This is a genomic window from Pseudomonas citrullilanati, from assembly GCF_030580855.1.
In the GTDB taxonomy this organism is placed as follows: Bacteria; Pseudomonadota; Gammaproteobacteria; order Pseudomonadales; family Pseudomonadaceae; genus Aquipseudomonas; species Aquipseudomonas citrulli.
This window is the reverse complement of record NZ_JAUQOP010000014.1, coordinates 99,653-120,657: the sequence shown is the minus strand read 5'-3', so window position 1 is coordinate 120,657 and position 21,005 is coordinate 99,653. Positions and strand designations below refer to the sequence as shown.

The window sequence follows — 21,005 nt, the reverse complement described above, 5'->3', positions numbered from 1 at the left end:
ATAAAAACGCCCCTGGTGGGGGTAAAACGGGGGGGGGGGGGGGCGGGCCGGCCCCCCCCCCCCCCCCCCCCCCCCCGCGGCCCCCCCCCCCCCCCCCCCCACCCCCCCCCCCCCCCCCCCCCACAAGGTTCTGTGCAGGCCTTTCAAGACACTGCTTCGACGTTAGCCCAAGGAAAAAGACACTGCATCTGCGCCATAAAAAAATGCCCCGCATCGATCGATGCGGGGCATTTGGTTATCGGCTGGGGGAACCCGGCTTACGCCAGCGCTTCGCTGCGCTTGCCCAGCAGGCGATCACACACCACCGCCACCACCAGGGTCATCACCGACGGCACCAGCCAGGCCAGGCCCTGCTCGCTCAGGGGCAGGTGGGCCAGTTGCGCCGGCATCCAGTCCGCCAGCCCGGCGCCCTTGAGGGCATCCACCAGGCCGAACAGGAAAGACACCAGCATCACCGGGCCGACGATGCGCCCCTGCTCGTGCCAGAAATCCTTGCAGAAGCTCAGCGCCACCAGGGCGATGCACGGCGGGTAGATCGCTGTGAGCACCGGGATCGAGAAGGCGATCAGCTTGGTCAGGCCCAGGTTCGACACCAGCAGCGAGAACGCCGCGAGGATCACCACCAGGGTCTTGTAGGACAGCGGCAGGACGCGGCTGAAGTACTCGGCGCAGGCGCAGGTCAGGCCCACCGCCGTCACCAGGCACGCCAGGGAGATCAGCACCGCGAGGAAACCGCTGCCCAGGCTGCCGAACGTGTGTTGTACGTAGGCATGCAGCACCGCGGCACCATTGGTCGCCCCCGCCGCCACTTCATGGCTGCCCGAACCGAGGCGGAACAGGCTGACGTAGACCAGCGCCAGGCCCACCCCGGCGATCAGCCCGGCGATGATGGCGTAGCGGGTGATCAGGGCCGGCGATTCGACGCCCCGGGAACGGATCGCGTTGACGATGACGATGCCGAACACCAGCGCGCCCAGGGTATCCATGGTCAGGTAGCCATTGATGAAGCCCTGGGAGAACGGTGCCGCGACGTACTCGGGGGTCGCCACGCCGATGTCGCCGGCGGGCAAGGCGAACGCGGCGATGCCGAGCACGGCCAGGGCGATGATCTTCAGCGGTGCGAGGAAGCGTCCGACCGTGTCCAGCAGGCGACCCGGGTAGAGCGAAATGACGAACACCAACAGGAAATACGCGGCGCTGTAGAGGAACAGCGCCAGCGGGCTCTCGCCGGTCAGCGGCGCCAGGCCGACTTCGAACGAGACCGTGGCGGTGCGCGGCGTGGCGAACAGCGGGCCGACGGCCAGGTAGCACACCGCGGCCAGCAGGCCGCCGGCGATCTTGCCGATGGGGCTGCTCAAGGCATCCATCGCGCCGCCAACCTTGGCCAGGGCCACGACGGTGATGACCGGCAGGCCCACCGCCGTGATCAGGAAGCCCAGCGCCGCCATCCAGACATGGGGCCCGGACTGCAAACCGACGATAGGCGGGAAGATGATGTTGCCAGCCCCGACGAACAGGGCAAATGTCATGAAACCAAGCGCCAGGATGTCCTGGCCTTTCAACACTTTCATTTAAGGAAACCACACTACTGAATCGGAATTTAGAGAGGGATTTCCCTGAAGGGTAGAGGGAAATGCTGTCGATTCGTTTGAAACCGACCCGTTTAGCGCGTCGCCACCTTTTGGGCAGCACTCGCAAAAATGGCTGCTAGCCTAACGAATCTGGCGATAAAACGCACTGTAAAGGGGCAAACTATCCGATGCGCGACGTCTACGTGTCGCGTTTACGTATCTATTTTTCCTGCGCAGCCCCTGCGGTAAGGGCATTTATCTGTGGGAGCAAGGCTTGCCCGCGATGCAGGCGACTCAGTTCTATCCATCAGTTCACGCTGACGCCATCGCGGGCAAGCCTTGCTCCCACAGGGCCCGCCCTCCACCAAAGCCTTGCTCCCACAGGGCCAGAAACGACAAAGGCCACCCGAAGGTGGCCTTTGTTGCTGGAACGAATCGGTCAGCCGAAGCTTACTTCTTCATTTCCCAGCCAGTCAGCTCGGCCAGGGCCTTGCCGATGTCTGCCAGCGAACGCACGGTTTTCACGCCAGCGTCTTGCAATGCAGCGAACTTCTCGTCTGCAGTGCCTTTGCCGCCGGAGATGATTGCGCCAGCATGGCCCATGCGCTTGCCCGGAGGAGCAGTCACACCTGCGATGTAGGAAACAACCGGCTTGGTCACGTTGGCCTTGATGAAGGCCGCCGCTTCTTCCTCGGCCGAACCGCCGATCTCACCGATCATGACGATCGCTTCGGTCTTCGGGTCTTCCTGGAACAGCTTCAGGATGTCGATGAAGTTCGAGCCCGGGATCGGGTCACCGCCGATGCCGACGCAAGTCGACTGACCGAAACCGGCGTCAGTGGTCTGCTTCACAGCTTCGTAGGTCAGGGTGCCGGAACGGGAAACGATACCGACCTTGCCTGGCAAGTGAATGTGACCTGGCATGATGCCGATCTTGCATTCGCCTGGAGTGATCACGCCTGGGCAGTTAGGGCCGATCAGGGTGATACCCAGCTCGTCGCACTTGACCTTGGCTTCCAGCATGTCGATGGTCGGGATGCCTTCGGTGATGCAGACGATCAGCTTGATGCCGCCGAACGCTGCTTCAAGGATGGAGTCCTTGCAGAAAGGAGCTGGCACGTAGATCACGCTGGCGGTGGCGCCAGTGGCGGCTACAGCGTCTTTCACGGTGTTGAACACGGGCAGGCCCAGGTGCTCGGTGCCGCCTTTGCCTGGCGTTACGCCGCCAACCATCTGGGTGCCGTATTCGATGGCTTGCTGGGTGTGGAAACTACCTTGCGAACCGGTGATACCCTGGCAGATAACCTTGGTGTCTTTATTGATCAGGACGCTCATTATTTGCCCTCCGCAGCTTTGACAACTTGTTGAGCAGCGTCGGTCAGGCTGGTAGCAGCGATGATGTTCAAACCGCTTTCTGCCAGTACTTTAGCGCCCAGCTCAGCGTTGTTGCCTTCGAGGCGAACAACAACCGGGATTTTCACGCCCACTTCCTTCACGGCGCCGATGATGCCTTCGGCAATCATGTCGCAGCGAACGATGCCGCCGAAGATGTTGACCAGTACTGCAGCGACGTTGGTGTCGGACAGGATGATCTTGAACGCTTCGGTTACGCGTTCCTTGGTGGCACCACCGCCTACGTCGAGGAAGTTGGCTGGCTTGCCGCCGTGCAGGTTGACGATGTCCATGGTACCCATGGCCAGGCCGGCACCGTTGACCATGCAGCCGATGTTGCCTTCCAGGGCCACGTAGTTCAGTTCGAACTTGGCAGCGTGCGCTTCGCGCGGATCGTCTTGCGACGGATCGTGGAAAGTCTTCAGCTTAGGCTGACGGTACATGGCGTTGGCGTCGATGTTGATCTTGGCATCGAGGCAGTGCAGGTCGCCGTCGGCCTTGATCACCAGCGGGTTCACTTCCAGCAGGGCCAGGTCGTGGTCCTGGAACAGCTTGGCCAGGCCAACGAAGATCTTGGCGAACTGGGTGACTTGCTTGCCTTCCAGGCCCAGCTGGAATGCCAGCTCGCGGCCCTGGAACGGCTGTGCGCCAACCAGTGGGTCGATGGTGGCCTTGAGGATTTTCTCAGGGGTATCGTGAGCGATTTTCTCGATGTCCACGCCACCTTCGGTGGAGGCCATGAACACGATGCGACGGCTCGAACGGTCAACGACAGCGCCCAGGTACAGCTCTTTAGCGATATCAGTGCACGACTCGACCAGGATCTTGGTGACCGGCTGACCGTTGGCATCAGTCTGGTAAGTCACCAGACGCTTGCCCAGCCACTGTTGGGCGAAGGCCTTGGCGTCTTCCTTGCTGCGAACCAGCTTGACGCCGCCCGCTTTACCGCGACCACCGGCGTGAACCTGGGCTTTGACAACCCACTCGCTGCCGCCGATTTTGTCGCAAGCTTCTGCTGCCGCTTCCGGGGTGTCTACCGCGTAACCTGTGGATACTGGCAGGCCGTACTCAGCGAACAGCTGCTTACCCTGATACTCGTGAAGATTCATGCTTATTACCGTCTTCGTTAGGTACTGCGCATTCGGTGCTGCACCATTTTTAGTGCCGCACCACCTGTGACTGCTGCTCGCGTAGCCTTCCGGTCACCCGGTTCGGCTACGCAAGACTGCGTCCAGCGGACATTCCGCGGTGAGTCTTGCTCGCAAGGCTCACGACGGGCCATACCGCCGTGGTTTCTTATTGTCTGTTAACGCTTCTTGCGGTTGGCCACGTGGATGGCGCCGCCATTCACGGCCAGGGCCGCTTCGTGCAAGGCTTCGGACAGGGTCGGATGGGAGAAGACCATCATGCCCAGGTCTTCAGCGCTGGTGCCGAATTCCATACCGATCGCGCCTTGCTGTACCAGCTCGGCAGCGCTTGGACCAATGACGTGAACGCCCAATACGCGATCCGTCTTGGCATCGGCGATGACTTTCACGAAACCGCCGGTGTCGTTGGCAGCCATGGCACGGCCACTGGCGGCGAACGGGAAGGTGCCGACGTTAACTTCAACGCCTTCGGCTTTCAAGGCCTGCTCGGTTTTACCGACCCATGCGATTTCCGGGTGGGTGTAGATAACCGAAGGGATCAGGTCGTAGTTCATCTGGGCCTTGTGGCCCTTGATGCGCTCGACCACCATGATGCCTTCCTCGGACGCCTTGTGCGCCAGCATCATGCCGCGAACCACGTCACCGATGGCGAACACGCCCGGAACGGCGGTTGCGCAGTGGTCATCGACGGCGATGAAGCCGCGCTCGTCGATTTCCACGCCGCTGTCGGCGGCCAGCAGGTCGGTGGTCACCGGACGACGGCCGACCGCAACGATCAGCTTGTCGAAGGTGATGGTCTGTTCGCCGTTGGCGTCGGTGTAGGTCACCACGACTTCTTCGCCGTTGACCTTGGAGCCGGTCACGCGAGCGCCCAGCTTGATGTCCAGGCCCTGCTTGGTCAGGGTTTTCAGCGCTTCCTTGGAGACCGCGGTGTCGGCGGCCATCAGGAAGGTGTCGAGGGCTTCGAGCACGGTCACCTGGGCACCCAGGCGCGACCATACCGAACCCAGCTCCAGGCCGATCACGCCGGCGCCGATCACGCCCAGGCGTTTTGGCACGGCCTGGAATTCCAGGGCGCCGGTGGAATCGACGATCACTTTCTGGTCGACAGGCGCTGGCGGGATGTCGATCGGGCGCGAGCCCGGTGCCAGGATGACGTTCTCGGCCTCGATCACTTCAACCGAACCGTCAGGCTTGGTCACTTCGACCTTCTTGCCCAGCAGCAGCTTGCCGTGGCCCTGGATCGAGGTCACGCCGTTGGCCTTGAACAGGGTGGCAACACCGCTGGTCAGGTTCTTGACGATGCCCGCCTTGCGGCCAACCATCGCGGCGACGTCCATCTTGACTTCACCGGTGGAGATACCGTGGACGTTGAAGCTTTCTTTCGCTTCCTTGTATTTCCAGGAGCTGTCCAGCAGCGCCTTGGAAGGAATGCAACCGACGTTCAGGCAAGTGCCGCCCAGGGCTTGCTTGCCCTCGCCATCGGTGTATTTCTCGATGCAGGCAGTGCTGAGGCCAAGCTGGGCAGCCTTGATGGCCGCTACATAGCCGCCAGGGCCCGCACCAATCACTACCACGTCGAATTTCTGAGTCATGAGTCATTCCTTTTCGAATCAAACCGGACGGACGCTTGTGGCGACCGTCGTGGGACGAAACCGGTTGTTTCAGCAAGGGGCCGGTCGACAGACCGGCCCTCGCGGCGAGATCAGATGTCCAGCAGCAGACGAGCCGGATCTTCAAGCAGGTTCTTGATGGTCACCAGGAAAGTCACGGCTTCTTTACCATCGATCAGACGGTGATCGTACGACAGCGCCAGGTACATCATCGGACGAATCACGACTTGACCGTTGATTGCCATCGGACGCTGGATGATGTTGTGCATCCCCAGGATCGCCGCTTGCGGTGGGTTGACGATCGGGGTCGACATCATCGAACCGAATGTACCACCGTTGGTGATGGTGAACGTACCGCCGGTCATCTCGTCGATGGACAGCTTGCCGTCGCGGGCCTTCTTGCCGAAGGTGGCGATGCCGCCTTCGATTTCGGCCAGGCTCATCAGCTCGGCGTTGCGCAGTACCGGCACCACCAGGCCACGGTCGCTGGACACCGCGACACCGATGTCGGCGTAGCCGTGGTAGACGATGTCGGAACCGTCGATCGACGCGTTGACCGCCGGGAAGCGTTTCAGCGCTTCGGTGGCCGCCTTGACGAAGAACGACATGAAGCCCAGGCGCACGCCATTGTGGGACTTCTCGAACAGGTCCTTGTACTTCGAACGCAGGGCCATGACTTCGGTCATGTCGACTTCGTTGAAGGTGGTCAGCATGGCCATGTTCGACTGGGCTTCGACCAGGCGCTTGGCCACGGTGGCGCGCACGCGGGTCATCGGAACACGCTTCTCGGTGCGGTCGCCGGCGGCGAACACAGGCGCAGCGGCGGCCGGCGCGGCAGCCTTGGCCGGTGCGGCAGCGGCTGGCGCGGCTTTCTTCGCCGCAACGGCAGCCACCACGTCTTCCTTGGTCACGCGACCGCCCTTGCCGGTGCCGGCCACGGAAGCGATGTTGATGCCGTTCTCTTCGGCGATCTTGCGGGCTGCTGGCGCAGCGACCGGATCGTCTTCGCCGTCGGCAGCCGGAGCGGCGGCCTGGGCAGCGGCAGGTGCGGCAGCGGCGGCCGGAGCAGCGGCGGCAGCACCGCCCTCCTGGATGGAGCCCAGCACTTCGGCCGACAGGACGGTATCGCCCTCGTTCTTGATGATGGTGCCCAGGACGCCGTCAGCCTCGGCCAGTACTTCCAGTACGACCTTGTCGGTTTCGATGTCGACGATCAGTTCGTCGCGCTTGACCGCATCGCCCGGTTTTTTGTGCCAGGTGGCAATGGTGCCATCGGCAACCGATTCCGGGAAAGTGGGGGCTTTGATCTCGATAGCCATTATCTGTGGTTCCTTAAATTCGGTTTCAGGTGCGCGAAGGCATTAAACGGTGAAGGCATCTTGCAGCAGTTTTTCCTGCTGCTCGGCGTGCATCGACGCATAACCACACGCAGGTGCAGCGGAAGCATCACGGCCGGCATACTCAAGGCCCAGGGCCTTGTTGTGGTTGCCGATGCTGCGACGCAGGTGATGCTGGCTGCTGTACCACGCGCCCTGGTTCATCGGTTCTTCCTGGCACCACACCACGTGGGTGAGGTTGGTGTAAGGCGCGATGGCCTCCATCAGGTCTTCTTCCGGGAACGGGTAGAGCTGCTCGATACGCACGATGGCGATGTCTTCGCGGCCTTCGGCACGACGTTTTTCCAGAAGGTCATAGTAGACCTTGCCGCTGCACAGGATCAGGCGAGTCACCTTGGCCGCGTCCAGCGTATCGATTTCTGAAATAACGGTCTGGAACGAGCCTTCGGCCAGGTCTTCGAGCGTGGAGATCGCCAGTTTGTGGCGCAACAGCGACTTCGGCGTCAGCACGATCAGCGGCTTGCGCAGCGGACGGATGACCTGGCGACGCAGCAGGTGGTAGATCTGCGCCGGGGTCGTCGGTACGCACACTTGCACGTTGTGCTCGGCGCACAGTTGCAGGTAACGCTCCAGGCGTGCCGAGGAGTGCTCCGGCCCCTGCCCTTCATAACCGTGTGGCAACAGCATGGTCAGGCCGCAGAGACGACCCCACTTGTGCTCGCCGCTGGTGATGAACTGGTCGACCACCACCTGGGCACCGTTGGCGAAGTCGCCGAACTGGGCTTCCCAGATCACCAGCGCATTCGGCTCGGTGGTGGAATAGCCATATTCGAACGCCAGGACGGCTTCCTCGGACAGCAGCGAATCGTACAGGTCGAAACGTGGCTGGCCCTTGTACAGGTGTTGCAGCGGGATGTAGGTGCTGGCGTCTTTCTGGTTGTGCAGCGCCGCGTGGCGGTGCGAGAAAGTGCCGCGGCCCACGTCCTGGCCGGTGATGCGGATCGGGTGACCTTCGAACGCCAGGGTCGCGTACGCCATGGTTTCGGCGTAGCCCCAGTTGATCGGCAGGCCGCCGGCTTGCATCTTCTGGCGGTCTTCGTAGATCTTCGCGACCTGGCGCTGGACCACGAAGCCTTCCGGGATTTCCAGCAGCTTGGCGGACAGTTCCTGCAAGGTCTTGAGGTCGAAGCGTGTGTCGTGGCGAGCGGTCCAGGCGTGGCCCAGGTAAGGACGCCAGTCGACGAACAACTCCTTGTTCGGCTCCTTGACCAGGCTTTTCACCACGTGCAGGCCGTTGTCCAGGGCGTTGCGATATTCATCGACTTTTTCCTGGACGCGCTCGGCATCCAGCACGCCAGCCTGGGTCAGGCGCTCGGCATACAGCTCACGGGTGGTGCGCTGCTTGGCGATCTGCTGGTACATCAGCGGCTGGGTGCCACTTGGCTCGTCGGCCTCGTTGTGGCCGCGACGGCGGTAGCAGACCAGGTCGATCACCACGTCGCGCTTGTACTGCATGCGGTAGTCGATGGCCAGTTGGGTCACGAACAGCACGGCTTCCGGATCATCGCCATTCACATGGAGGATCGGCGCCTGGATCATCTTCGCGACGTCGGTGGCGTACTCGGTGGAACGCGAGTCCAGCGGGTTGCTGATAGTGAAGCCGACCTGGTTGTTGATCACGATGTGCACGGTGCCGCCGGTCTTGAAACCGCGGGTCTGCGACATCTGGAAGGTTTCCATGACCACGCCCTGACCGGCGAATGCCGCGTCACCGTGGATGGAAATCGGCAGTACCTTCTCGCCGGTCGGATCGTTGCGGCGGTCCTGGCGGGCGCGAACCGAACCCTCGACCACCGGGGAAACGATTTCCAGGTGGGACGGGTTGAACGCCATCGCCAGGTGGACTTCGCCACCGGTGGTCATCACGTTGGACGAGAAGCCCTGGTGGTACTTCACGTCGCCGGAGCCCAGCTCGACCTTCTTCTTGCCTTCGAACTCGTCGAACAGCTCGCGCGGGTTCTTGCCGAAGGTGTTGACCAGTACGTTCAGGCGGCCACGGTGGGCCATGCCGATGACGACTTCCTTGGTGCCGTAGGAACCGGAACGCTGGATCAGCTCGTCGAGCATCGGAATCAGGCTTTCGCCACCTTCCAGGCCGAAACGCTTGGTACCCGGGTACTTGGTGCCCAGGTATTTCTCCAGGCCTTCACCGGCCGTGACGCGCTCGAGCAAGTGGCTCTTGATGTCCGCGGAGTACGTCGGACGGCCACGCACGCTTTCCAGACGCTGCTGGAACCACTGGCGCTGCTCGGAATCGGTGATGTGCGTGAATTCAGCGCCGATGGTGCGGCAATATGTCTGCTGCAACGCTTCGTGAATTTCGCGTAGGCTCGCTTCCTCTTTGCCGATGAACAGGTCGCCGGCACGGAAGGTCGTATCAAGATCGGCATTGGTCAAGCCGTAATGAGTGATCGACAGGTCTGCAGGTGCAGGACGCTGCCACAGCCCCAGCGGGTCCAGCTGGGCTGCCTGGTGGCCACGCATCCGGTAGGCCTGGATCAGTCGCAGCACTTCGACTTGCTTCTTCTCGTGCTCACTGCTCACGCTGCCGGCAGACACCGGCTGGGCGCGGCGCTGGTTCTTCGCCAGCAGCACGAAATGATCGCGAATCGTCGAGTGCGAAACATCAGTGGCAGAGTTACCGTCAGCGGGCAACTTCTGAAAGTAGGTGCGCCATTCTTCTGGCACAGCGTTAGGGTCGTGCAGGTAGAGCTCGTAGAGCTCTTCCACATAGGCAGCGTTACCACCGGAGAGGTGGGCACTGTTCCACATGCGCTGCATCACGCTTTCTTGCATGCTTGGTCACCCTCGATTAGGGGAACACCACCGGCGAAAACACCGAGCAAACTTGCAGAAGTCCGAGTGCAGCGACTAAAACAAGCCACTTAGGATCACGCTGATAGTCCGGGTACCAGCCCGGATGCCCCTGCTTGTCTCATTTCTTCAAAATAAGAACCGCCGCTTTGTGAGCGGCTGTTCTGGTTATGCCATGACGCGGGTTGAAGCCCGCGCCCTAGCCTCTACGGGTACAGCGGTTCTACGGGTACAGCAACTGAATCACACGCCGTTTTGCAGCAGCATGTTACGTACGTGACCGATGGCCTTAGTCGGGTTCAGGCCTTTCGGGCAGACGTTGACGCAGTTCATGATCCCGCGGCAGCGGAATACGCTGAACGGGTCATCCAGTGCGGCCAGACGCTCGGACGTCTTGGTGTCACGGCTGTCTGCCAGGAAGCGATACGCTTGCAGCAGGGCGGCCGGGCCCAGGAACTTGTCCGGGTTCCACCAGAAGGATGGGCACGAGGTCGAGCAGCAGGCGCACAGGATGCACTCGTACAGACCGTCGAGCTTTTCACGCTCTTCCGGGGACTGCAGACGCTCGATGGCCGGGGCCGGCGTGTCGTTCTGCAGGAATGGCTTCACCTTCTCGTATTGCTTGTAGAAGATGCTCATATCGACGACCAGGTCACGGATAACCGGCAAGCCTGGCAGAGGACGAACGATCAGCTTGTTGCCTTTTACAACGGCCGACAGCGGCGTGATGCAGGCCAGGCCGTTCTTGCCGTTGATGTTCATGCCGTCGGAACCGCAAACGCCCTCGCGGCAGGAGCGACGGTAGGAGAACCCTTCGTCCTGTTCCTTGATCAGGGCCAGCACGTCCAGCACCATCAGGTCCTTACCACCGGTATCGACCTGGAAATCCTGCATGAACGGCGCAGCGTCCTGATCAGGGTTGTAGCGATAAACACTGACTTGCAACATAGCGGTCACCCTTAATAAGTCCGGACTTTTGGTTCGAAAGTCGGAACAGTCTTCGGCGAGAAGTTCACGGCACGCTTGGCGACGCGTTTTTCACCCGGGAAGTACAAGGTGTGGCACAGCCAGTTTTCGTCGTCACGGTCTTCGTAGTCTTCGCGGGCGTGGGCGCCACGGGACTCTTTACGCACTTCTGCGGCGATGGCGGTGGCTTCGGCCACTTCCAGCAGGTTCTGCAATTCCAACGCTTCGATACGGGCGGTGTTGAACGCCTGCGATTTATCGTTGATCTTCACGTTGGCGATTCGTTCACGCAATTGCGCCAGCTGGGCGATACCCTTCTGCATGTATTCGCCGGTACGGAATACACCGAAGTAGTTCTGCATGCAGCTTTGCAGCTCGCGACGCAGGGTTGCCACGTCTTCGCCATCGGTGCGCTCGTTCAGGGCGGACAGACGGGCCAGGGCCGCGTTGATGTCGGCGTCGGTGGCGTCGTCGTATTCGATGCCGTCGCTCAGCGCCTTTTCCAGGTGCAGGCCAGCGGCACGGCCGAAGACCACCAGGTCGAGCAGCGAGTTGCCGCCCAGGCGGTTGGCGCCGTGGACCGATACGCACGCCACTTCACCCACTGCGAACAGGCCAGGGATGATCTGGTCGACGCCTTCGGCGTCCTGGGTGATGGCCTGGCCATGGATGTTGGTGGCAACGCCGCCCATCATGTAGTGGCAGGTTGGAACGACCGGGACCGGCGCGACGACCGGGTCGACGTGGGCGAAGGTCTTGGACAGCTCGCAGATGCCTGGCAGGCGGCTGTGCAGCACTTCCTCGCCGAGGTGGTCGAGCTTGAGCATCACGTGGTCGCCATTCGGGCCACAACCGTTGCCGGCGATGATCTCTTTAACCATCGAACGAGCCACCACGTCGCGACCGGCAAGGTCCTTGGCGTTCGGAGCATAACGCTCCATGAAACGCTCGCCGTGCTTGTTGATCAGGTAGCCGCCTTCACCACGGCAGCCTTCGGTGACCAGTACACCGGCGCCGGCGATGCCGGTCGGGTGGAACTGCCACATTTCGATGTCCTGTACCGGCACGCCAGCACGCAGGGCCATGCCGACGCCGTCACCGGTGTTGATCAGGGCATTGGTGGTGGACGCGTAGATACGGCCTGCACCGCCGGTCGCCAGCACGGTGGCCTTGGCGCGGATGTAGGTGGTCTCGCCGGTTTCGATGCAGATCGCGATCACGCCGACGAAGGCGCCGTCCTGGTTCTTCACCAGGTCGACGGCGTAGTACTCGTTCAGGAACGTGGTACCGGCCTTCAGGTTGCCCTGGTAGAGGGTGTGCAGCAGTGCGTGACCGGTACGGTCGGACGCCGCGCAGGTACGAGCCGCCTGGCCGCCCTTGCCGTAGTCCTTGGACTGGCCGCCGAACGGACGCTGGTAGATACGGCCGGTCTCGGTACGGGAGAACGGCAGGCCCATGTGGTCCAGCTCGAACACCGCGGCCGGGCCTTCCTGACACATGTATTCGATAGCGTCCTGGTCACCGATGTAGTCGGAACCCTTGACGGTATCGTACATGTGCCAGCGCCAGTCATCGTTCGGGTCGGCCGAGGCGATGGCGCAGGTGATGCCGCCCTGGGCGGATACAGTGTGCGAACGGGTCGGGAAAACCTTGGTGATCACGGCAGTCTTGTGACCGCCCTGCGCCAGTTGCAGCGCTGCGCGCATGCCGGCGCCGCCGCCACCAATGATGATGGCGTCGAAAGAAATCGTAGGAATGTTAGCCATGAATCAGATACCCCAAAGAATCTGCACACCCCAGACGAAGTACGCGAACATCGCGACGCCGCATACCGCCTGGAAAAGGAAACGTATGGCAGTCGCCGACTTGCCGAACGCCATCTGCGTCAGGTAGTCGGTGGCGATGGTCCACATGCCGACCCAGGCGTGGGCGCCCAGTGCGACAAGGGCCAGCAGACTGAAGATACGCATCCAGTTGCTTGCGAACAGTTCATGCCATTGGGCGTAGCCAAGGCCAGGGTTTGCCACGACATATCCGATCAGGAAAATGAAGTAAGCCGCGAGAACGACCGCAGACACACGCTGCGCCATCCAGTCGTAAAGGCCCGAACGCGAGAGGTTCGTAACGTTGGTTACCATATCCAGACTCCTGCCAGAACAATCACCACCACGGAAACGGCGATAACGATTTTCGAGCCCAGCTTGCCGCCTTCCAGCGTTTCACCGATGCCCATGTCCATGATCAAGTGGCGCACACCGGCGACCAGGTGATACAGCAAGGCGGACAGGATGCCCCAAATCACTAGCTTGGCTAGCGGACTGGTCAGACACGCTTTCACCTGACCGAAGCCTTCTTCCGAGTCGAGCGACTTGTCCAATGCGTAAAGCATGATGGCCAGGCTGACGAAGAGGATGACACCGGAGATACGGTGAAGAATGGACGTGTAAGCAGTGACTGGGAGTTTGATGGTCCTTAGGTCTAGGTTTACAGGTCGTTGGCTTTTCACGGCTTTTTTTTCACACTGAAGAGCCCCTAACAATCAGGGCAAAGTTGTTGCGGCGCGCACTGGTCAGGTACTCACCACCCAGGGAGTGACGACCCCCAAGAAAGCAGGCCCAAAAGCCCCTGGCGGTCGGTGGCCGAGTATAGACAGTTAGGCTACTAATGACAACGCGTTCACCTTCCCCTAATAGCGCATTGCACATACCAGACAAAAGGCGTAAACGGCAGGTAATTTCGCGGAAAAAGTCCGGTTAAAGCCTTCTGGAGCAAGACTTTAGGCAAATTGACTTTCGGATTTATCTCACTATAGTGGTGCGGGCCCTGCGTGGGGGGTCTGTCTGATGATTCCAAGCATTAATAGGAGGCCACATGGCTGACAAAAAAGCGCAGTTGATCATCGAGGGCGCAGCCCCCGTCGAGCTGCCCATTTTAACCGGCACCGTTGGTCCCGATGTAATCGACGTACGGGGCCTGACGGCCACGGGCCGTTTCACCTTTGACCCAGGTTTCATGTCGACCGCCTCGTGCGAGTCGAAGATCACCTACATCGACGGCGACAACGGCATCCTGCTGCACCGCGGCTACCCGATCGAGCAACTGGCTGAAAAATCGGACTACCTGGAAACCTGCTACCTGCTGCTCAACGGCGAGCTGCCAACCGCAGAGCAAAAGGCCCAGTTCGTCAGCACCGTGAAGAACCACACCATGGTTCACGAGCAGTTGAAGAGCTTCTTCAACGGCTTCCGTCGCGATGCCCACCCGATGGCCGTCATGTGCGGCGTCGTCGGCGCCCTCTCGGCCTTCTACCACGACTCCCTGGACATCAATAACCCCCAGCATCGCGAAATCTCCGCGATCCGCCTGGTGGCGAAGATGCCGACCCTGGCGGCCATGGTCTACAAGTACTCCATGGGCCAACCCATGATGTACCCGCGCAACGACCTGAACTATGCAGAAAACTTCCTGCACATGATGTTCAACACCCCGTGCGAGATCAAACCGATCAGCCCGGTGCTCGCCAAGGCCATGGACCGGATCTTCATCCTCCATGCCGACCACGAGCAGAACGCATCCACCTCCACCGTGCGCCTGGCCGGTTCCTCGGGTGCCAACCCGTTCGCCTGCATCGCCGCCGGTATCGCGGCACTCTGGGGCCCGGCCCACGGCGGTGCCAACGAAGCGGTACTGACCATGCTCGATGAAATCGGCGATGTCTCGAACATCGACAAGTTCATCGCCAAGGCCAAGGACAAGAACGATCCGTTCAAGCTCATGGGCTTCGGCCACCGGGTCTACAAGAACCGCGACCCGCGCGCCACCGTCATGAAGCAGACCTGCGACGAAGTGCTCAAGGAACTGGGGATCAAGAACGATCCGCAACTCGAACTGGCCATGCGCCTGGAAGAGATCGCCCTGACCGACCCGTACTTCATCGAACGCTCGCTGTACCCGAACGTCGACTTCTACTCGGGGATCATCCTCAAGGCGATCGGCATTCCAACCAGCATGTTCACCGTGATCTTCGCCCTGGCGCGGACCGTCGGCTGGATTTCCCACTGGAAGGAAATGCTCTCCAGCCCGTACAAGATCGGCCGCCCGCGCCAGCTGTACACCGGCTACGAGTCGCGTGACATCACCCAGCTGGAAGATCGCAAGTAATACCCTGCGATAACGCCCCAAGCTGCACCGGAACGGCCCCTGCCTCTTATATAAGAGCGGGGGCCGTTCTGTTTCATGCCTCCAGAGACTCAAGACAGGTCTGGCGCCATCGCGAGCAAGCTCGCTCCCACAAGGGCAGGCTTGCGCAGGCTCAATGTGGGAGCGAGCTTGCTCGCGATGAGGCCCGGCCTGCCCCACCCAAAACCCAGGCACAAAAAAATACCCCGGCCTCTCGACCGGGGTATTTCTTCAAACGTACCGCTTTAACTTGAAGCTCAAGGCTAGAAGCTTGCCGCTGCCTCAGTGATTAACCGCCCCACTCGCCCCCAGGCCGGTCTGCGAACGCACGAACTGCGGGAAGAACAGCGCCCGCTCGTTCTCGGCTTCAGCCGACTTGTCGGTGATGGAGAAGAACCAGATGCCGACGAAGGCAATGGCCATCGAGAACAGCGCCGGGTACTCGTACGGGTAGATCGGCTTCTCGTGCCCCATGATCTGCACCCAGATGGTCGGGCCGAGGATCATCAGGCCCACGGCACTGACCAGGCCCAGCCAGCCGCCGATCATGGCGCCGCGGGTGGTCAGCTTCTTCCAGTACATCGAAAGCAGCAGGACCGGGAAGTTGCAGCTCGCCGCGATGGAGAACGCCAGGCCCACCATGAACGCGATGTTCTGCTTCTCGAACAGGATGCCCAGGGCGATCGCCAGCACCGCGAGGGCGATGGTGGTGATCTTCGAGACGCGGATCTCGTCCTTCTCGTTGGCCTTGCCTTTCTTGATCACGCTGGCGTACAGGTCATGGGACACCGCCGAAGCGCCCGCCAGGGTCAAGCCGGCCACGACCGCCAGGATGGTGGCGAAGGCGACCGCCGAGATGAAGCCGAGGAAAATGCTGCCACCCACCGCGTCGGCCAGGTGCACCGCCGCCATGTTGTTACCCCCGAGCAAGGCACCCGCCGCATCCTTGAAGGCCGGGTTGGTGCTGACCAGCAGGATCGCGCCGAAGCCGATGATGAAGGTCAGGATGTAGAAGTAGCCGATGAAGCCGGTGGCATACAGCACGCTCTTGCGGGCTTCCTTGGCGTCGCTCACGGTGAAGAAGCGCATCAGGATGTGAGGCAGGCCAGCGGTGCCGAACATCAGCGCCAAGCCCAGGGAGAAGGCCGAGACCGGATCCTTCACCAGGCCGCCAGGGCTCATGATCGCCTCGCCTTTAGGGTGAACCTTGACCGCTTCGGAGAACAGCATGTTGAAGTCGAAGTTCACGTGCTTCATGACCATCAGGGCCATGAACGAAGCACCCGAGAGCAACAGGACCGCCTTGATGATCTGTACCCAGGTGGTGGCCAGCATGCCGCCGAACAGCACGTAGAGGCACATCAGGATACCCACCAGGATCACCGCGACATGGTAGTCCAGGCCGAACAGCAGCTGGATCAGCTTGCCGGCGCCGACCATCTGCGCGATCAGGTAGAACGCCACCACCACCAGCGAGCCGCTCGCCGACAGGGTGCGGATCTGCTTCTGCCCCAGGCGATAGGACGCCACGTCGGCGAAGGTGTACTTGCCCAGGTTACGCAGGCGCTCGGCGATCAGGAACAGAATGATCGGCCACCCCACTAGGAAGCCGATCGAGTAGATCAGGCCGTCGTAGCCGGAAGCGAACACCAGGGCGGAAATCCCCAGGAAGGAAGCCGCCGACATGTAGTCGCCGGCAATCGCCAGGCCGTTCTGGAAACCGGTGATCCGGCCGCCAGCGGCGTAGTAGTCGCTGGCCGACTTGCTGCGCTTGGACGCCCAGTAGGTGATGCACAGGGTCAGGCCGACGAAGGCCACGAACATGATGATGGCCGAGACGTTGAGCGGTTGCTTCTGCACGGCCCCGGTCAGGGCCTCTGCCGCCCAGGCACCCGGGGCGAACGCTGCGATGCTCGATAGAGCCAGTAGACGCCGGATCATTGCTGGGCCTCCTTGAGAATCGCATTGTTCAGGTCGTCGAACTCGCCATTGGCACGGCGCACGTAGATACCGGTCAGGATGAAAGCCGAGACAATCAGGCCGACACCAATGGGAATGCCCCAGGTGATCGTCGACTCGGGCGAGATCTTGGCCCCGAGTACGTGTGGCCCGTAGGCGATCAGAAGAATGAATCCGGAGTACAGCCCTAGCATGATCGCCGAAAGAATCCAGGCGAACCTTTCCCTTTTTCTCACCAGCTCCTTGAAGCGCGGGCTGTTTTGAATCGAGAGGTAAATGCTGTCGTTCATTGTTTTTATCCTCGCAGCACGATTTTAGTTGGAACGACTCTACTCTATGCGGCCCAAGGCCAGGTTCCAGACGACCTTAGTATTAGAACGACATGACGGTTTTGCCAGTTTCCCGCACATTTATGCGTCATCTTCCTGTGGAAAGCCTCCTGTGGGAGCGAGCTTGCTCGCGATGACGGCAGCAGGACCACCGCTATCGCGAGCAAGCTCGCTCCCACAGGGGCTTGGCACGAGACTAGAAAATTGCGGGCATAAAAAAACCGCATGACACGACGTCATGCGGCTTTCGGGATCGCTAAACCAGGCTGATTACTGGCCCGTCCACTCCTTCACGCGATCCGGGTGCTTGGCCACCCAATCCTTGGCGGCGGCTTCGGGCTTGGCACCTTCCTGGATCGCCAGCATGACTTCGCCGATCTCGTCTTTCGAAGCCCACTGGAATTTCTTCAGGAACGCGGCCACTTCCGGCGCCTTGGTGTCCAGTTCCTTGCTGCCGATGCTGTTCACGGTTTCAGCCGCGCCGTAGACGCCTTTCGGGTCTTCCAGGAAGCGCAGTTTCCACTTCGCGAACATCCAGTGCGGCACCCACCCGGTGACCGCGATGGATTCGTTCTTCTTCTCGGCACGGGTCAGCTCGGCAATCATGCCGGCGCCGGAACTGGCCTTGAGCTGGTAGCCGGTCAGGTCGTAATCCTTGATCGCCTGTTCGGTCTTGAGCATCACGCCCGAACCGGCGTCGATGCCGACGATGCGTTTCTTGAAGGAGTCGTCGGTCTTGAGGTCCTCGAGGGACTTGGCCTTGACGTATTCCGGCACGATCAGGCCGATCTTGGCGTCCTTGAAGTTGGGGCCGTAATCGACTACCTGGTCCTTGTTCTTGGTCCAGTAGTCGCCATGGGTCACCGGCAGCCAGGCCGAGAGCATCGCATCGAGCTTGCCGGTGGCCACGCCTTGCCACATGATCCCGGTCGCTACCGCTTGCAGCTTCACGTCGTAGCCCAGCTTCTGCTTGATGACTTCGGCCGCGACGTGCGTGGTGGCGACGCTGTCGGACCAGCCGTCAACGTAGCCGATGCTCAGGGTTTTGGTTTCGGCACTGGCCAGTGTGGAGCTGATCGCCAGTACCAGTGCGGCACCTGCGCCCAAGAGTCGTCGCATCTTCATCGTTACTTCCCCGAAAGTGCTGCGCCCGACGGATGCCGAGCGGCGTCAACGTGTTGTTATGGTCACAGCGCCCCCATCACGCTCGCTCACCCGAACCGGTCCGAACGCCAGTGGAGTACTGACGCGTCGATCATCAACCCCCGTCGATCCGTATCCTGCTCTGTCAGCGACCTCGGTAAACCGAGAAACGACATCAGAAAGCCAGCTGCGACACGCAGGGTGCAACTAGCCATCACCGGGGCCAAACGTGTATCGTCCCGCTACCATCGCACCCACTGCGCGTCTGTTTCGTGCCCATCGTGGCACTTGGCTTCGCTTCGGTGGTCATAGCCTGCGAACCTCACTCGGCACCTTCCTCTTAGGGATCTCGTCATGCTCCGTTCCTTGCGCTTCGCTGCCCTCTTCGGCGGCCTTATCCTGAGTGCGTCCGCGCTGGCAGCCGATATTGACGCCGCCAGCTATGGCTACCCCTTGACCAACCCGTTCGAGGCGACCATTGCCACTACCCCGCCGGACCTGCGCCCGGAGCTGCCGCTGAACGAGGACATCGACCAGTCCGACCACAGCCTGACCCTGCGCCCGGAACGCGAGTTCATCCTGCCGGACAACTTCTGGCCGGTGAAAAGCCTCACCTACCGCCTGGCCACCCAGGACAAGCCGGCGCCGTTGATCTTCCTGATCGCCGGCACCGGCGCGCGCTACGACAGCAGCCTCAACGAATACCTCAAGCGCCTCTACTACAAGGCCGGCTACCACGTGGTGCAGTTGTCCTCGCCCACCAGCTTCGACTTCATGAGCGCGGCGTCGCGCTTTGCCACCCCGGGCATTTCCAAGGAGGACGCCGAGGACTTGTACCGGGTGATGCAGGCCGTGCGGGCGCAGAACCCCAAGCTGCCGGTCACCGAGTATTACCTCACCGGCTATAGCCTCGGCGCCCTGGACGCAGCCTTCGTCGCGCACCTGGACGAAACCCGGCGCAGCTTCAACTTCAAGAAAGTGCTGCTGCTCAACCCGCCGGTGAACCTCTATACCTCGATCACCAACCTGGACAAGCTGGTGCAGACCCAGGTCAAGGGCATCAACAGCACCACCACGTTCTATGAGCTGGTGCTGAACAAGCTGACCCGCTACTTCCAGCAAAAAGGCTACATCGACCTCAACGACGCCCTGCTCTACGACTTCCAGCAGTCCAAGCAGCACCTGAGCAACGAGCAGATGGCGATGCTGATCGGCACCTCGTTCCGCTTCTCGGCAGCCGACATCGCCTTCACGTCCGACCTGATCAACCGTCGCGGCCTGATCATCCCGCCCAAGTTCCCGATCACCGAAAGCACCAGCCTGACGCCGTTCCTCAAGCGCGCGCTGCAATGCGACTTCGACTGCTACCTGACCGAGCAGGTGATCCCGATGTGGCGCGCGCGCACCGACGGCGGCAGCCTGTTGCAACTGGTGGACCAGGTCAGCCTGTACGCGCTGAAGGATTACCTGCAGGCCAGCCCGAAGATCGCCGTCATGCACAACGCCGACGACGTGATCCTCGGCCCGGGCGACCTGGGCTTCCTGCGCAAGACCTTTGGCGATCGCCTGACGGTTTACCCGCTGGGCGGCCACTGCGGCAACCTTAACTACCGCGTCAACAGCGACGCCATGCTGGAGTTCTTCCGTGGCTAAATATCTCCTGCTTATTGCGGCGCTCCTGGGTGCGGGCATGGTCCACGCCGAAGACGGCAAGACCGCCGCGCCGGCGGTGGTGGATCCGGACGGCTTCAAGGAACCACTGACCAAGCTCAAGTTCAACCCGGGGCTGGACCAGCGCGAATTCGAGCGCTCGACCCTCAACGCCTTGAACGTGTATGACCCGCTGGAATCCTGGAACCGCCGGGTCTACCACTTCAACTACCGCTTCGACCAATGGGTGTTCCTGCCCGTGGTCGATGGCTATCGCTACATCACCCCGAGCTTCGTGCGCACCGGGGTCAGCAACTTCTTCAACAACCTGGGCGACGTGCCGAACCTGATGAACAGCCTGTTGCAGTTCAAGGGCAAGCGCTCGATGGAAACCACGGCGCGGCTGCTGCTCAACACCACCGTCGGCATCGCCGGCCTGTGGGACCCGGCCACCGCCATGGGCCTGCCGCGCCAGAGCGAAGACTTCGGCCAGACCCTGGGCTTCTACGGCGTGCCGGCCGGCGCGTATTTCGTGCTGCCGATCTTCGGCCCATCGAACCTGCGCGACACCTCGGGCCTGCTGGTGGACTACACCGCCGAATCGGCGATCAACTTCCTGAACGTCGCCGAAGTCAGCGCCAACCACCCGGAACTGCTGCTCCTGCGGGGCGTGGACAAGCGCTACCAGACCAGCTTCCGCTACGGTCAACTGAACTCGCCGTTCGAATATGAAAAGGTGCGGTACGTGTACACCGAGTCGCGCAAGTTGCAGATTGCCGAATAGGCCAACACCAAATAAATGTGGGAGCAAGCCCGCTCCCACAGTTTTAATGCGTTGTCAGGT

At 61.4% G+C, this 21,005-nt stretch carries 16 protein-coding genes; 3 read left to right on the top strand and 13 right to left on the bottom strand.

Annotated features, from left to right (window positions below; genetic code table 11):
* Positions 1 to 257 precede the first annotated feature (257 nt).
* From brnQ to sdhC, 10 genes are all read right to left on the bottom strand, one after another.
* The gene (brnQ, locus tag Q6A48_RS12275) at positions 258 to 1,571 is read right to left on the bottom strand and encodes a branched-chain amino acid transport system II carrier protein (RefSeq protein ID WP_304554370.1); all 1,314 of its coding nucleotides are present in this window, start codon (positions 1,569 to 1,571) and stop codon (positions 258 to 260) included.
* Positions 1,572 to 2,021: 450 nt separating this feature from the next.
* Positions 2,022 to 2,906: a succinate--CoA ligase subunit alpha gene (gene sucD, locus Q6A48_RS12270; protein WP_053149972.1), complete on the bottom strand. Its 885-nt coding sequence runs from the start codon at positions 2,904 to 2,906 to the stop codon at positions 2,022 to 2,024.
* The gene (gene sucC / locus Q6A48_RS12265; protein ID WP_003179235.1) at positions 2,906 to 4,072 is read right to left on the bottom strand and encodes an ADP-forming succinate--CoA ligase subunit beta; all 1,167 of its coding nucleotides are present in this window, start codon (positions 4,070 to 4,072) and stop codon (positions 2,906 to 2,908) included. Before sucC ends, sucD begins: the two co-directional genes overlap by 1 nt.
* A 197-nt stretch (positions 4,073 to 4,269) precedes the next feature.
* Entirely contained in the window at positions 4,270 to 5,706 is a 1,437-nt protein-coding gene (gene lpdA / locus Q6A48_RS12260; protein WP_304554369.1) for a dihydrolipoyl dehydrogenase, read from the bottom strand.
* Positions 5,707 to 5,816: 110 nt separating this feature from the next.
* Positions 5,817 to 7,043: a 2-oxoglutarate dehydrogenase complex dihydrolipoyllysine-residue succinyltransferase gene (odhB, locus tag Q6A48_RS12255; protein ID WP_304554368.1), complete on the bottom strand. Its 1,227-nt coding sequence runs from the start codon at positions 7,041 to 7,043 to the stop codon at positions 5,817 to 5,819.
* A 42-nt stretch (positions 7,044 to 7,085) separates the two neighbouring features.
* A complete protein-coding gene (locus tag Q6A48_RS12250) occupies positions 7,086 to 9,917 on the bottom strand; it encodes a 2-oxoglutarate dehydrogenase E1 component (RefSeq protein ID WP_304554367.1) in 2,832 nt (943 codons plus the stop codon).
* Between the two features lie 261 nt (positions 9,918 to 10,178).
* The gene (locus Q6A48_RS12245; protein ID WP_039594133.1) at positions 10,179 to 10,883 is read right to left on the bottom strand and encodes a succinate dehydrogenase iron-sulfur subunit; all 705 of its coding nucleotides are present in this window, start codon (positions 10,881 to 10,883) and stop codon (positions 10,179 to 10,181) included.
* 11 nt (positions 10,884 to 10,894) lie between these two features.
* A complete protein-coding gene (gene sdhA, locus Q6A48_RS12240) occupies positions 10,895 to 12,667 on the bottom strand; it encodes a succinate dehydrogenase flavoprotein subunit (protein ID WP_304554366.1) in 1,773 nt (590 codons plus the stop codon).
* A 3-nt stretch (positions 12,668 to 12,670) separates the two neighbouring features.
* The gene (gene sdhD / locus Q6A48_RS12235; protein WP_304554365.1) at positions 12,671 to 13,039 is read right to left on the bottom strand and encodes a succinate dehydrogenase, hydrophobic membrane anchor protein; all 369 of its coding nucleotides are present in this window, start codon (positions 13,037 to 13,039) and stop codon (positions 12,671 to 12,673) included.
* Entirely contained in the window at positions 13,033 to 13,407 is a 375-nt protein-coding gene (sdhC, locus tag Q6A48_RS12230; RefSeq protein ID WP_024780620.1) for a succinate dehydrogenase, cytochrome b556 subunit, read from the bottom strand. Before sdhC ends, sdhD begins: the two co-directional genes overlap by 7 nt.
* Positions 13,408 to 13,772: 365 nt before the next feature.
* On the opposite strand from sdhC, the gene gltA reads away from it, so the two are divergent.
* Positions 13,773 to 15,062 carry a citrate synthase gene (gltA, locus tag Q6A48_RS12225; protein WP_304554364.1) on the top strand — a complete coding sequence of 430 codons (1,290 nt, stop codon included), beginning with the start codon at positions 13,773 to 13,775 and terminating at the stop codon, positions 15,060 to 15,062.
* A 300-nt stretch (positions 15,063 to 15,362) separates the two neighbouring features.
* Here gltA and Q6A48_RS12220 read toward each other — a convergent pair whose 3' ends face one another.
* The 3 genes from Q6A48_RS12220 to Q6A48_RS12210 form a co-directional block, all read right to left on the bottom strand.
* Positions 15,363 to 17,021: a cation acetate symporter gene (locus tag Q6A48_RS12220; protein WP_304554363.1), complete on the bottom strand. Its 1,659-nt coding sequence runs from the start codon at positions 17,019 to 17,021 to the stop codon at positions 15,363 to 15,365.
* Entirely contained in the window at positions 17,018 to 17,329 is a 312-nt protein-coding gene (locus Q6A48_RS12215; protein ID WP_304554362.1) for a DUF485 domain-containing protein, read from the bottom strand. The genes Q6A48_RS12220 and Q6A48_RS12215 overlap by 4 nt, the downstream gene beginning before the upstream one ends.
* Positions 17,330 to 17,638: 309 nt before the next feature.
* Complete coding sequence (locus Q6A48_RS12210) at positions 17,639 to 18,493, bottom strand: glycine betaine ABC transporter substrate-binding protein (protein ID WP_304554361.1); 855 nt, start codon at positions 18,491 to 18,493, stop codon at positions 17,639 to 17,641.
* Between the two features lie 372 nt (positions 18,494 to 18,865).
* On the opposite strand from Q6A48_RS12210, the gene Q6A48_RS12205 reads away from it, so the two are divergent.
* Together Q6A48_RS12205 and Q6A48_RS12200 are read left to right on the top strand one after the other, a co-directional pair.
* Complete coding sequence (locus Q6A48_RS12205; RefSeq protein WP_304554360.1) at positions 18,866 to 20,164, top strand: alpha/beta fold hydrolase; 1,299 nt, start codon at positions 18,866 to 18,868, stop codon at positions 20,162 to 20,164.
* A complete protein-coding gene (locus tag Q6A48_RS12200) occupies positions 20,157 to 20,945 on the top strand; it encodes an MlaA family lipoprotein (RefSeq protein WP_304554359.1) in 789 nt (262 codons plus the stop codon). Before Q6A48_RS12205 ends, Q6A48_RS12200 begins: the two co-directional genes overlap by 8 nt.
* Positions 20,946 to 21,005 lie beyond the last annotated feature (60 nt).